This is a genomic window from Promineifilum sp. (SeqCode) (assembly GCF_041918635.1).
Taxonomy (GTDB): Bacteria; Chloroflexota; Anaerolineae; order Promineifilales; family Promineifilaceae; genus Promineifilum.
Genome location: NZ_JAYRVJ010000670.1, coordinates 1 through 12,717, shown reverse-complemented (window position 1 = coordinate 12,717; position 12,717 = coordinate 1). Strand labels below are relative to the sequence as shown.

Below are 12,717 nucleotides of genomic sequence, written 5' to 3'. Positions count from 1 at the left end.
GCCCGGCCGCGCGTGCTGTGCTCCTCCTCGCGGGTCACCATGAAGCTCGGGCACATCGTCCCCCTGATGCGCTGGCGGCAGATGCCCGCCCCATTGCACATCTCGATCGCCCGGATGAACCCGTTGGGGGTTGTGGTGGTAGTTGGTGTTGCTGGAATAGTTATGCGAATAATCGATGTATCATCCCCTTCGTAGTCGCTGAAATCGAGGCGCGGCCGGTCGGCGACCGTGGGGAGGGCGCGCAGCGAGTCGGTCATGGGCCGGCCATCGACGATGACGCCGGGGTTGAGCAGGTTGTGGGGATCGAAGAGGTGCTTCACCTGCCGGAACAGACCGTACAACTCCGGGCCGTAGAACGCCTCATTGAGCCAGGTGCGCGTGCGTCCGTCGCCGTGCTCGCTCGACAGCGCGCCGCCGTACCCTTTTATCAGGCCGGCGGCGAAGGCGGCGATGTCGGGCATCTTCGCCAGGTCGGCGGCGCTACGGGTGTTGAGCAGCGGACGAATGTGCAGACAGCCGGCGCTGGCGTGGGCATAGTACGAGATCGGCGTATCCAGCGCCGCGCAGTATGCCTCGATTTGGCGGACGTACTCCGGCAGGTGCTCTACCGGCACGGCCGCGTCCTCGATGAACGGCGCCGGCTTCATGTCCCCCTTGATCGACATGAGCAGGCCCAGCCCCACCTTGCGCACGCGCCAGATAGCCGACTGTTGGGCCGGCGTCAGCGCCAGGGTCAGCCCGGTTTCGCCCAGGCCCCGCACCGCGCGCAAGCGCTCCACCCCGGCGCGCACGGCCGCTTCGCTCTCGCCCTCGTACTCGATGATGAGCAGCGAGTGCGGCTGCCCTTCGACCACCGACGCCAGCAGCCGGGCGTACTCCGGCACATCGCGGCACAGGCGCAGGCTGAGTGTGTCGAGCAGTTCCACCGCTGATGGGTCGGTCTGCAGAATGGCCGGCACGGCCGACAGCGCCAGATAGAGATCGTCGAATTGTAGCAGCGCCAGACCGACGCAGGGCGGCAACGGAACCAGCCCCACCGTGATTTCGGTCATCACGGCCAGCGTCCCCTCCGAGCCGGCAATAAGGCGGGCTAGATTCGGCGCGCGTTCCGGCAGCAGCCGGTCAAGGTTGTAGCCGCCGCAACGCCGCCAGTGTCGCGGGGTGTCGGCGCGGATAGTGTGCTGGTTGTGGGTATTCGCCAGCATGGTTCGCAATTTGTTCGCTATACGAAAACCAGCCGCGCTGCCTTGCTCGTTCATGCCTGGGCCGAAAGTGGCCGACGTCCCATCGCTCAGCACGACTTTCGTCTCCAGCACGTGATCAGCCGTCATGCCGTAACGGATGGAGTGGCTGCCGGTGGCGTTGTTGGCGACCGCGCCGCCCAGGGTCGAGCGGTCGCTGCTGGCCGGATCGGGGCCAAACTGGAGGCCATGCGGCTGCAGGGCGGCGTTGAGATCATCCAGAACGACGCCCGGCTGCACGCGCGCCCACCGCTCTTCAGGATTGATGGCGACAATGGCATCGAGGTGGCGGGTGAAGTCGATGATCAGCGCTTCATTGACCGCCTGCCCCGCCAGACTGGTGCCGGCGGCGCGGGCCAGCACCGGCATGCCATAGGCTGCGGCCAGAGAGACGGCAGCCACCACATCGTCAGCCGTGCGCGGGATGAGCACGGCATGGGGCATGGCCTGGTAGAGGCTGGCGTCGGTGCTGTAGAGCGTCCGGGTGTAGGCGTCATCGCGCAGTTCGCCGGCCATTTCGCGCCGCGCCGCTGCCAGGAAGTCGGACAAACGCTCAGGAGTAGCCATCGCGCCGATGGTAGCCAATTATCGGCTCGCTGTGAAGGGCGTGGGCGCATGAGAATGAGCTGTCCATGAAGCCTAATTCCCCCGACCGGTCGCGGAACAGTATTTATCAATTAGTTCTGCTTATTATGGTTATTGACAAAAACACAGTCTAGAGTATACTAGTGATTGGCTCCCCCCCCAGAGGTGGTCAGTAAGACGCCCGTCTTGCTGCCACCTCATTTTTTTGTCTATACTCAGGCGCATGGACGCAACGAGCTCCCCCCAACTGGTGCAAACCGGCCCCGAGCGGTTCGAAGCCGGGCTGATCTATCGCTACCTTCAACCCGATGGGCCTGGCCCCTATCCGACTGTCGTCTTGCTACACGGCCGCTTTGGCGACGAGGATGTCATGTGGCTGTTCCGCCGCGTCATTCCACGCCCCTGGCTCGTCTTCGCGCCGCGCGCGCCGCTGGCCGAACCGGGCGGCGGCTTCTCCTGGCACACGCAACCCTATGGGCAGTGGCCCGACCTGGCCGCGTTTGACCCGGCGGTGGCGGCCCTGACGCGTTTCCTGGAGGCGCTGCCCCGGCTCTACAATGCCGACCCCGACCGGCTCTACCTGATCGGCTTCAGCCAGGGGGCGGCTGTCGCCTATGCTACCGCCCTGAGCCGGCCGGGCATCGCGCGCGCCATCGCCGGGCTGGTCGGCTTTGTGCCGCGCGCGCAACCGGAAACGATCGCCGGCCGGCTGAATGGCTTGCCGGTCTTCATGGCCGTGGGCGAGCAAGACCCCATCGTGCCCTACGCCGAGGCCCAACGGTCGGCCGAGGCGCTGCGGCACGCCAAGGCCGACCTGGAGTATCACGAATACCCGGCCGAGCACAAGATGACCGCGGCGGGCATCGACGATCTGCAAGCCTGGCTCCACGGCCAGCGGTAAGAACATACACAGATTTCACAGATTACACAGATCATCTAAATAATGGCACAATGGGAGCATGGCCGCCTGGTGGAATGAGTGGGCCGCCCGGCTGAACCGGTGGTTGCTGGGCGGGAGCGACGCGCGGATTGGTCTGCGCATGCGCTTGCCCATCCTCTGGCTGATCGCGCTGCTGACGGCTGTCTTGCTCCTCCCCGACCAGATTTGGACGTCGCTGCTTATTGGGCTGCTGGGTCTCATCCTGGTCGCCTTTTACTGGGCGCGCACGGTGGCCCGCGGGCTGTCGGCCGAGCGCCGGCTGCGCTATGGCTGGGTCTCCGTGGGCGACCGGCTGGAGGAGGAGTTTACGCTCCACAACCGTTCCGGCCTCCCGGCCCTGTGGGTGGAGGTGCGCGACGAGTCCGATGTGCCCGGCTATCAAGTTGGCGCGGTGCGGGCCGTCGGCGCGGTCGACCGGGTGCGTTGGCAGCAAGCGTCTGTATGCCGGCAGCGCGGCCAGTATCACCTCGGCCCGTGGGAACTGCGCAGCGGCGACCCGTTCGGCCTCTTCCACATCACCCGCCGCTATGACGAGCGGCAGGACATCATCATCCACCCGCCCATCCACAGCGCGCTGCCCATCCCCCTGCCGCCGGGACAGATAGACGGCCGGGCGCGGGTACGCGAGCGCACGCCTCAGGCCACGGCCAACGCGGCCACCGTGCGCGACTACCACTACCTCGATCCCTATCACTGGATCCACTGGCCGACTAGCGCCCGCCGCGACGCGCTCTACGTGCGCCAGTTCGAGCGCGACGCCGCCGGCGATCTGTGGCTGCTGCTCGATTGTCAGGCATCCGCGCAGTTGGGCAGGGACGCAGATAGTACGGAAGAGCATGCTGTGCTGCTGGCGGCGGCGCTGGCCGCCCGCGCGCTGGGCGACACGCGCGGCGTTGGGCTGGCAGCCTATGCCCGGCAGCCGCACGTAGTCCCGCCGGGGCTGGGCGAAGGGCAACAGTGGCGCGTGTTGCGCGCGCTGGCCCTCCTGCGGGCCGACGGAGAGGTCGATCTGGAGCGCGCCCTGCAAGAGTTGGGCGACACGGCCCGGCGCGGCTCGGCGGTGATGATCATCACGCCAACGGCTGACGCCGGCTGGCTGCCGCAGCTCGCCCGTCTGGCGCGACGCGGGATCGAAAGCCACGTCCTGCTGCTCGACCGGTCCAGCTTTGGCGGCGAGGGCCATCCGGAGGCGCTGCGCGAGGCCATTCACCTGCTCGGCTTTCGCGCCCAGGTGGTGCGGCGCGGCGAGGTGGGCCGGCCGCTGGTCGAGGAAGAGCACCGGGGATTTTGGGACTTCAAGGTTACCGGCACAGGCAAGGCGGTGGCCGTGCGACGGCCGACCGACACGTGATGAACGAGCACTGGATAGTCCGCGCCTACAACCGCTTCCGGCCGCGACAGGGGTGGCTGCCGCTCGTGTTGTTGGCCGGCGCGTTGGGCTGCCTGGCGTTCTCGGTGCTGGAGGTGGAGTGGGTTCCGCGCGACGGCGTGGTTGTCGCCACCATCGCGCTCGGCTTCCTGGCCGCCGCGTTGATGGCGCAGCGGCGCGGCCATCCGGCGTTGGCCTGGGCGGTGCTGCTCCTGGGCGGCGCGGCCCTGTCGGTTGTTCTGGTCGCGGAGCTTCTGCCACCCTGGCGCGTCGTCACGACCGGTTGGCCCGCGCTGCTCGACTTCTGGCAGAATCAGGCGGCGCTGTTCGCCGACCGCGTCGCCGGGTGGGCGCGAGCGGTGCGCTCCGGGGGACGCAGCACCGAGACCATCGTTTTCAGCCTCGGCCTGGCGCTGGCGGGGTGGCTGGTGGCCGCGTTCCTGGCCTGGAGCAGCTACCGGCTGCGGCAGCCTTACGTCGGGCTGACCCTGGTCGGGTTCGCTCTGGCCGTCAACACATTTTACGGCCAGGCGGGCCTATACTGGGCGGTTATCTTCTTCGGTCTGGCCGTCACCGCCGGGACATATCTTAACTATCTGTACCGCGAAGGGGAGTGGGAGCGAACGGGACTGGACTATTCGGACGAAGTGCGGCTCGATCTGCTCATCTACGCCGCCGGGGTTAGCCTGGGCATCATGTCGCTGGCGATGGCCCTGCCGTCGATCAACTTTCGCGCCATTGCCGAAGCGTTCCAGCGCCAGGAAGCCGTGGTCGAGGCGGAGCAAGGGTTGGCCCGCGCCTTCGCCGGCGTCCGGCAGCCGCGCACGGACGAGGGCGCAATCGGCGCGGGTGGGCTGCCGCGTTCCTTCTTGCTGGGCGGCGACCCCGGCCTGACCGAGACGGTCGTGATGACGGCCACGGTGCGCCCGGTTGACGATGAGGCCGGCTTGCCCAACCTGGCCGCCGTCCACTGGCGGTCGGTCAGCTACGACGTGTATACCGGCCGCGGCTGGTCGCGCTCGCCGGAGCGGGAGCAGGCCATTGCCCGCGAGCAACCCATCGCGCCGGAGGTGGACGCGCCCGGGCCAAACGTGCAGGCTGTGGAGCTGGTGCAGGAAGTCCACTGGCTGTACGACCGGCGCGCCACGCGCTATACCGTTGGCCGGCCGCTGGTCTTCAGCCACGACGTGTTTGCCCAATGGCGGGGCACGGCCGATCTGGTCGGCGTGCGGGGGCGGAACAACGCGCCCTTTGACTATGCCGCGCGCACGCGCGCGGTCGTCGCCGACCCGGCCGGCCTGCGCGCCGCCCGCCTCGAAGACGTTCCGCCGGAGATTCGCGCTCGCTACACCGCGCTGCCCTCCTCTGTGCCCGGTCGCGTCTACGATCTGGCACACGAGGCGGCGGGGCTGGCGGCAGGTACGGCCGCGCCCTCCGCCTACGACCAGGCCCGCGCCATCGAGATGTTTCTGCATCAATACCCCTACACGCTCGATCTACCTCCCCCGCCGGCCAATGTCGATATCGTCGACTATTTCCTGTTCGACCTCCAACGCGGCTTCTGCGACTACTACGCCTCGGCGATGGTAGTTATGGCGCGCGCCGTGGGATTGCCGGCGCGGTTGGGGGTGGGCTTTTTACAGCAGCCGGCCGACGCCGCGGGCGTCCAGACGGTGCGCCAGATCAACGCCCACTCCTGGGCGGAGGTGTACTTTGCCGGCTATGGCTGGGTGGAGTTCGAGCCAACCGCGCCCTTTGCCGCGCCCGCTGCCCCGGCCGATGAGTCGACCACTGCACCGGCTCCCGCGGCGACCTATGAACCGCCGGTAGGAACCGGCGTAGCCATCCCGCCCCGCGCGCCGCGGCGCGCGACGCCGTGGCTGTGGCTGGTCGGGGCGGCGGCGCTGGCGCTGGTGGCCTGGCGGCTGTGGGGGCGCAGGTTGGCAGCCCGCGCCGCGCCGCGCGCGCCGCTGGATGACGTGCAGGCCGCGTTTGCCCGGTTGGAGGAAGGCGCGGCGGCGCTTGGCTACGTCCACCGCCCCGGCCAGACGCCGGCCGAGTTCACCAGTGGCCTGCTCGGGCAACTTGACGCCCTCACCGACAGCGGAGACGAGGCGGCCATGCAGCCGGCCGTGGAGCGTTTGGGGCGGCTGTTTGCCGCGCGCCAATATGGGCGCGCGGCGTCGCCCACGGATGGCAGCCAGGCGCAGGCGGCCTGGCGCGATGTCCGGGGGCCGCTACGGCGGCTGGTGTGGCGGCGTCGCTTGCGCCGCGGCCAGAAGTAGCCGGAGCGCCGGCGCTCCATGTTAAGCGCGCGGGATCAGTATCCAGCAACATTTGCGATTGTCGCTAGAATAGAGAGGGAGGCCACCGCTTGCCGCGACAGGGCGCGCCTGGCCGGTCTGCATAGGGAGAACCATGAAACAGGACGATTTCGACATCCCGGAGGTGTTTCGCCGGGCGATGGAAGAAGCGGGCTGGCGAGGCGAGCAGGAAGAGGGGGGCGGGGGCAACCGGCCACCGCGTCGCCCCTTCCCATCGCCGCGCCGTTCGCCGCGCGTAAACCGGCTGGCCGTCATCGCGATCCTGGTTTTGCTCCTGCTCTTCAGCCTGGGCAGCATCGCCTCCTTCTACACTGACCTTCTGTGGTTCGACCACCTGGGCTTTCGGGCTATGTTCGTCAAACGGCTGACGGTGCGCGGCGTGGTGTTTGCCGGGGCCTTCGTCGTCGCGGCGGCGGTGCTGCTCGGCAACTGGCTGCTGGCCCGGCGGCGCGCCCTGGCCGAGGCGTCGCCCCTCAGCCCCCAGCTATTGCGCTCCGGCGGCGCGCGCGGGCTGATCATCGGCGCGGGGCTGGTGTTGGCCTTTCTGTTCGCGTCGGCGGCCGCCAGCCTATGGGAAGAGTTGCTGCTGCTGCTCAACGCGCAGTCGTTCGGCGTGACCGAGCCAATCTTTGGTCGCGACGTTGGCTTCTACGTCTTTCAGTTGCCCGTCTATGAGTTCGTCCGGGGCTGGCTGATAGCGCTACTGATCGTAGCGGTGGGCGGCCTGCTGCCGATCTATGCCGGCTCCAATCTGCTGGAGATGCAGCGCGGGACGTGGCGGCCGTTGACTTCCAATGCCCTACGCCGCCATCTGGCCGTGTTGGGTGGGCTGTTGCTACTCGTCTGGGCCGCCGGCTACGGGCTGGACATCTTCCGGCTGCTCTACTCGTCGCGCGGCGTGGCTTTCGGCGCCAGCTACACTGACTTGCGGGCCAACCTGTGGGCGCTGCGGCTGCAAATGGCCTTTATGACCCTGACCGCGTTGGCCGTCTTCGCCAACTACTTCCGTCCCAACGTGCGGCTACCGATCCTGACCGGCGCGCTGTGGCTGCTCAGCATCTTCGTCATTGGCGGTCTGCTGCCTGGCGTCTTCCAGCGCTACGTGGTGGAACCAAACGAGCTAACGCTAGAGACGCCCTATATCGAGCATAACATCGAGTTCACCCGGCGCGCCTTTGGGCTGGACCAGATTGAAACCATACCATTCGGTACGGTGCGTGACCTTTCGCCGGAGGACTTGCTGGAAAACGAGGAGGTGTTGCGCAACATCCGCCTGTGGGACTACCGCCCGTTGCAGCAGACTTACCAGCAGCTGCAAGGGCTGCGGCCCTATTACGAGATGGGCGAGATCGATATTGATCGCTATGAAATTGACGGGCAGCAGCGCCAGGTCATGCTGGCCGCGCGGGAGTTGAACAAGGACAAGCTACCTGCCCCCTCCTGGGTAAACCGCAACCTGGAGTTCACTCACGGCTACGGCATTGTCATGAATCCGGTCAACGAGGTGACGCCCGAGGGCCAGCCCAACTTCTTTATCAAGGACTTTCCGCCGCAGAGCCGCGTCTCGATTGAGGTCACCCAACCGGAGATCTATTACGGCGAACTGACTCGCGATACGGTCTACGTCGGCAGCAGCCGGGAGGAGTTCAACTATCCCAGCGGGGATGAGAACGTATACACCAGCTACACCGGCCGGGGCGGCGTGCTGCTGGACTCCTATCTCAAGCGACTGGCCTTCGCCATGCGCCAGAGCGATCCCAACGTGCTGCTGAGCGACGACATTACGGAAAGCACGCGCGTCCAGTACCGGCGCCAAATTCAGGATCGTGTCCGGGAGTTGACGCCCTTCCTGATGCTGGACGCCGATCCCTATCTGGTGGTCGATAGCGCGGGCCGGCTGATCTGGATACAGGACGCCTACACGATCAGCGACGACTACCCCTATTCGACGCCGGCGCGCATCACCACGCGCCCCACGGTGGCCGAGGCGACCCCGACCGGCACGACCCTGCCAGAGACGACGCGCACGCTGAACTACATTCGTAACTCGGTTAAGGTCACCATCGACGCCTACAACGGCACGGTCAACTACTACGTCACTGATCCCGACGATCCGATCATTCGCAGCTACTCCAGCGCTTTTCCCGGCGTCTTCCAACCTCTGGAGGAGATGCCGGCCGATCTGCGCGAGCATCTGCGCTATCCGGTCGATCTCTTCTGGGTTCAGGCGCGCCAGCATTTGACCTACCACATGAGCGACGTGCGCGCCTTCTACAATAAGGAGGATCTGTGGCAGATCCCGACCGAGGTGCTGAACAGTAGCCAGCAGGAGACGGAGCCCTATTACGTGACGCTGCCCCTGCCCGGCAGCCGCGAGCCGGAGTATCTGCTCATCCTGCCCCTCAGCCCGGCCACCAAGAACAACATGATCGCCTGGATGGCCGCGCGCAACGACCCCGGGCATTACGGCGAACTGATTGTCTATGAATTGCCGAAGCAGAACCTCATCTTCGGGCCGCTGCAAGTGGAGGGGCGCATCGACCAGGAGCCGAGCATCTCGCAGCAGTTTACGCTATGGGATCAGCGCGGCTCCAGCGTCATTCGCGGTAACCTGCTGGTGCTGCCCATTAACCAGAGCTTTCTCTACGTAGAGCCGATCTATCTGATCTCCGACGCCAGCGCGCTGCCGGAACTAAGGCGGATCGTGACGGCCAGTAATACCTCGGTGGCCATGGCTGAGACGCTGGATCGGTCGCTGGTGGCGCTGGCGAGCGGGACGCCGGCCGCATCCCCGGTGACCGGCGTTCTCCAGCCGGAGGCGGGAGAATCAGACGTGGGCGCGGCCGCCACGCCCGCGTCCGCCGCCACGCCGCTCGCCAATCCGACCACGCTGGACGAATTAGTTGCCGCGGCCAACGCCCATCTGGCGGCGGCCGAGCAGGCCCAGCGCCAGGGGGATTGGACGAGCTATGGGCAGGAGTTACAGGCGCTCCGGCAAACGCTGGCTCAACTGGCCGAGCTTACCGGGCAGAGTGAATAGTGGCTAGCCAGTTGCTTGACAAACAATAGGCGGTTGGCGTCACTCGGCGCCAACCGCCTGTTGCGTCTATCCAGAGATGTACTGTTAAGTGTGCCCTGCGACACACCACCTACCGGGTAACAAGGTATCATTGCAGTATGGGTTCAGTCCCAAAACTAACCGGTAATAATGTATCGATAGAGAGATGGTCATCGCGATGTTTCTCGCCCATCTGGTGGGCGACTATGTACTCCAATGGGATGCGCTGGCTCAGTGGAAGAGCCGAGAGTTGAAGGGTGTCATTGCCCACTGTGTTATTGTCCTGATCGTTACCGCGCTATTCGCTCTCCCTTTTGACCCGACCTGGTGGTCGGGCATTTTGTTTATCAGTGCCACTCACTTCGCCATCGACGCCTCGCAACTTTTCGCGCGCCGCCACATTGAACTTCCCATCCCCCCGCTCCTCCGTTTTATTGCCGACCAAATCATGCATACGCTGTTCATCCTGATAGCGCTGGTCTGGGGCGGTTATCTGACGTGGGGCAATCTGTGGGGCGGCATCGCCGATAGCATATACGAAGCGCCGATGCTCACGGCGCTGCTGGGCTATGCCTTCGTCACGATGCCGGCCTGGGTGCTGCTGAAGTTTGTCGTCTACGGGCTGGTGAAGGGGCAGCCGCCGGACTTTCCGGCCGGCCCCAATAAGTACGTCGGCATCACCGAGCGCCTCATCATCACCACGCTGGTGCTGTCCGGGCAGCTGTTGCTGGTGCCGCTGGTGGCGCTGCCGCGGCTGATCCTGGAGTGGCCGAAGGTTGTCAATGGCGGCGGCGACTCGGTCTACGTGGCCGAACTCGTGTCCAGCGTGGGGTTAGCCACTGTCGTTGGCTGGGGCATCAGCGCGCTTCCATTCTAGCCAGAGCGTCCCTCCCCCTCAGCCGCTCTCGCAGTTCCCCGACCTATTTGCCGGCCCTGCTCCGTCAGGCGGTTTCCTTGGCATCTGTTTCGCCTTCGCCTAGCAGCTTGCGGATGTCGGGCAAGGCCGCTTCCATGGCCGCCTCACCGGCGGCAATGATGTCGGCCGAGCGGTTGAAGCCGGAGAGCAACGTCACGCTCTGGGGCAATTGGGGGCGGATGAGCAGATCGGGCGGGAACTGCCGCAGCCGGTTCTCGGTCAAGGCGGCGATCATGACCATCAGCACGTGGTAGACCTCGTTCAGATAGAGAGGCGCGAAGGGCAGTTGCAGGCCCGGCTCGACCGGCTCCACGCCAGGCAAGTTCCGGCTGAAGGTGGGCAGCACGTCTACGGCGATAATCCGCTCCGCGCCCAGGCTGCGTGCCACGTCTACCGGCACATTGTCCAGCACGCCGCCATCAACCAGCCGGTAATCGCCCAACTCGGTCGGCATGAAGACGCCGGGCACGGAGATGGTGGCGCGGACGGCGTCGAGGACTGAGCCGCCCTGCAAGACCACTTCGCGACCGGTGCGCAGATCGACCGAGACCATGGCCAGCGGCAGGCGCAGGTCGGCGAAGGTCAGGTCTTCGCCGAGCAAGTCGGCCATGAAGTTATAGATGCGCCGGCCGCGCACACTGAGGCCGGCGGCGGTGATGCTGACGTCGACCAGGCGAATCTGTTCCGTCACGTGGCTCAGGCGGTTGATTTCGGCCTCGACTTTGGCCAGCGGCACGTCGGCGGCGTAAAGCGCGCCCACCAGACCGCCCATACTCGTGCCGGCCACACAATCGACCTGGATGTTCTCGCGTTGGAGGACGCGCAGCACGCCAATGTGGGCCAGGCCGCGCGCGCCGCCGCCGCCCAGCACCAGCCCAACGCGCGGGCGCGCGCTCCCGGTTGTCTCGTTCGTCACCGTGTCACACTCCGTGCTCAGGAAGAGGGATTATCCGCAGATTGGGCAGATTGAGCAGATTTCTTGGACCAGCATTGACGTAACTTCGACCGCGTGCGGCTGAGCTAGCCGCCCGCCGGCCGTTTGAAGACGCACAGGAAAGACCGCCGCCAGCTATAAGTGCTGGGCGGGTAGATGTTGCCGATGTCACCGTTGGCGCCCACTTTCTCGACCGGCTCCACGCTGACCAGTTCCCACCCATCCTGACCACACACGTTCAGCCATGCTTCGAGCGTCAGCGGGTCATATTTGGGCAGTTCCTTCCAACTGCGCTCCGGATACTCCTGCTGGAGGTAGTTGATGGCGACTTCGTCTTCCTTGTCGGCGGCGAAGACGCGGACGAGGTATTGCCATTGGGTCATGCCGGCCAGTATCCGCCAATTGTGGTTGTGTGTCCAGCGGCAACGCTCAGACCTGACAGGCGGGCGGCCATGAGTGCTCTCGCAGGAGCGAAACCTGTTGCCGCCTACCTGTCAGGTCTCAAGTCTCGGTATCAACTCGCCCAGGTTGCGCACCACGTAGGTCGGCCGGATGTCGGACGCAGCCAACATCGCCTCGTCGGTCGCGCCCGTCAGGGCCAGCGCCCCGGCCATGCCCGCGTTCAGCCCTAGCAGCACGTCAGTCTCCAGGCGGTCGCCGGTCATCAGGCAGCGCTCCGGCGGCAGGCCGAGCCGGCTGAGAATGGCCTCGGCCATGTAGCGCGAGGGCTTGCCCACGACCGCCTCCACCGGCGTGCTCGTCGCGGCCTCGATGGCAGCGATCATGGCCGCGGCGTCGGGCTGGCCGCCATCGGGCGTCGGGCAAAAGCGGTCGGCGTTGGTGGCGAAGAAGCGCGCCCCGGCCCGAATGGCGTCGAAGGCGATTTGCAACTTGCGGTAATCGAAGGTGCGGTCGAAGCTGGCGATGACCGCGTCGGCGCGTGCGTCGTCGGCCAGCCGGAAGCCGGCCGCGGCCAGCTCCCGGCGCAACGATTCCTCGCCGACGACGAACAGCCGCGCCCTCGGCATGCGTCGCGCCAGAAAGTCGGCCATGACCAGGGAGGAGTTCACCACGTCCTCGGGTGGCGTGGGCAGGCCGAGCGCGGTTAGACGTCCCGCGTACGCCTGCCGGGTGTGTGTCGGGTTGTTGGACAGGAAGACGGTGCGTTTGCCGAGGGCGCGCAGGTAGGTAATCGTCTCGCCGGCCGCCGGCAGCAGCGCGTCCCCCAGGTAAACCGTGCCGTCCAGGTCGAAGATGTAGGCATCGTAGAAGTGGTTGGGCAGTGGGTAGGCAGACGACAAGGGGTATACTCCCACGAATTAGGAATTAGGAATTACGAATTAGGAATCG

9 protein-coding genes are annotated in these 12,717 nt (G+C 66.1%); 5 read left to right on the top strand and 4 right to left on the bottom strand.

The genetic code is table 11. The features are described from left to right. A partial coding sequence (locus ACE3UY_RS19690) for an FAD-linked oxidase C-terminal domain-containing protein (protein ID WP_374689184.1) occupies positions 1-1,826 on the bottom strand: 1,826 nt, incomplete at its 3' end. Between the two features lie 223 nt (positions 1,827-2,049). On the opposite strand from ACE3UY_RS19690, the gene ACE3UY_RS19685 reads away from it, so the two are divergent. The 5 genes from ACE3UY_RS19685 to ACE3UY_RS19665 all read left to right on the top strand — a co-directional run bounded on the left by ACE3UY_RS19685 (position 2,050) and on the right by ACE3UY_RS19665 (position 10,394). Continuing rightward, positions 2,050-2,727 carry an alpha/beta hydrolase gene (locus ACE3UY_RS19685; RefSeq protein WP_374689183.1) on the top strand — a complete coding sequence of 226 codons (678 nt, stop codon included), beginning with the start codon at positions 2,050-2,052 and terminating at the stop codon, positions 2,725-2,727. A gap of 58 nt (positions 2,728-2,785) precedes the next feature. Then, positions 2,786-4,117: a DUF58 domain-containing protein gene (locus ACE3UY_RS19680; protein WP_374689182.1), complete on the top strand. Its 1,332-nt coding sequence runs from the start codon at positions 2,786-2,788 to the stop codon at positions 4,115-4,117. Then, positions 4,117-6,420, top strand: coding sequence for a transglutaminase domain-containing protein (locus ACE3UY_RS19675; RefSeq protein WP_374689181.1), 2,304 nt, complete (start codon positions 4,117-4,119; stop codon positions 6,418-6,420). Before ACE3UY_RS19680 ends, ACE3UY_RS19675 begins: the two co-directional genes overlap by 1 nt. A gap of 133 nt (positions 6,421-6,553) precedes the next feature. Continuing rightward, on the top strand, positions 6,554-9,499 hold the full coding sequence (locus ACE3UY_RS19670; protein WP_374689180.1) for a UPF0182 family protein: 2,946 nt from the start codon (positions 6,554-6,556) through the stop codon (positions 9,497-9,499). A gap of 184 nt (positions 9,500-9,683) precedes the next feature. Beyond that, positions 9,684-10,394: a DUF3307 domain-containing protein gene (locus ACE3UY_RS19665; RefSeq protein WP_374689179.1), complete on the top strand. Its 711-nt coding sequence runs from the start codon at positions 9,684-9,686 to the stop codon at positions 10,392-10,394. Positions 10,395-10,458: 64 nt separating this feature from the next. On the opposite strand, the gene ACE3UY_RS19660 is transcribed toward ACE3UY_RS19665, so the two are convergent. The 3 genes from ACE3UY_RS19660 to ACE3UY_RS19650 all read right to left on the bottom strand — a co-directional run bounded on the left by ACE3UY_RS19660 (position 10,459) and on the right by ACE3UY_RS19650 (position 12,668). Further along, complete coding sequence (locus ACE3UY_RS19660) at positions 10,459-11,349, bottom strand: patatin-like phospholipase family protein (protein ID WP_374689178.1); 891 nt, start codon at positions 11,347-11,349, stop codon at positions 10,459-10,461. Positions 11,350-11,453: 104 nt separating this feature from the next. Beyond that, a complete protein-coding gene (locus tag ACE3UY_RS19655; RefSeq protein WP_374689177.1) occupies positions 11,454-11,750 on the bottom strand; it encodes a hypothetical protein in 297 nt (98 codons plus the stop codon). A gap of 111 nt (positions 11,751-11,861) precedes the next feature. Continuing rightward, positions 11,862-12,668 (bottom strand): HAD-IIA family hydrolase, encoded by an 807-nt coding sequence (locus ACE3UY_RS19650; protein ID WP_374689176.1) that lies wholly within the window; start codon positions 12,666-12,668, stop codon positions 11,862-11,864. Positions 12,669-12,717: the final 49 nt, after the last annotated feature.

Coding starts and splice junctions, on each gene's coding strand:
- ACE3UY_RS19685 (WP_374689183.1), top strand. CDS start 2,050: ATGGACGCAACGAGCTCCCCCCAACTGGTGCAAACCGGCCCCGAGCGG.
- ACE3UY_RS19680 (WP_374689182.1), top strand. CDS start 2,786: ATGGCCGCCTGGTGGAATGAGTGGGCCGCCCGGCTGAACCGGTGGTTG.
- ACE3UY_RS19675 (WP_374689181.1), top strand. CDS start 4,117: ATGAACGAGCACTGGATAGTCCGCGCCTACAACCGCTTCCGGCCGCGA.
- ACE3UY_RS19670 (WP_374689180.1), top strand. CDS start 6,554: ATGAAACAGGACGATTTCGACATCCCGGAGGTGTTTCGCCGGGCGATG.
- ACE3UY_RS19665 (WP_374689179.1), top strand. CDS start 9,684: ATGGTCATCGCGATGTTTCTCGCCCATCTGGTGGGCGACTATGTACTC.
- ACE3UY_RS19655 (WP_374689177.1), bottom strand. CDS start 11,750: ATGACCCAATGGCAATACCTCGTCCGCGTCTTCGCCGCCGACAAGGAA.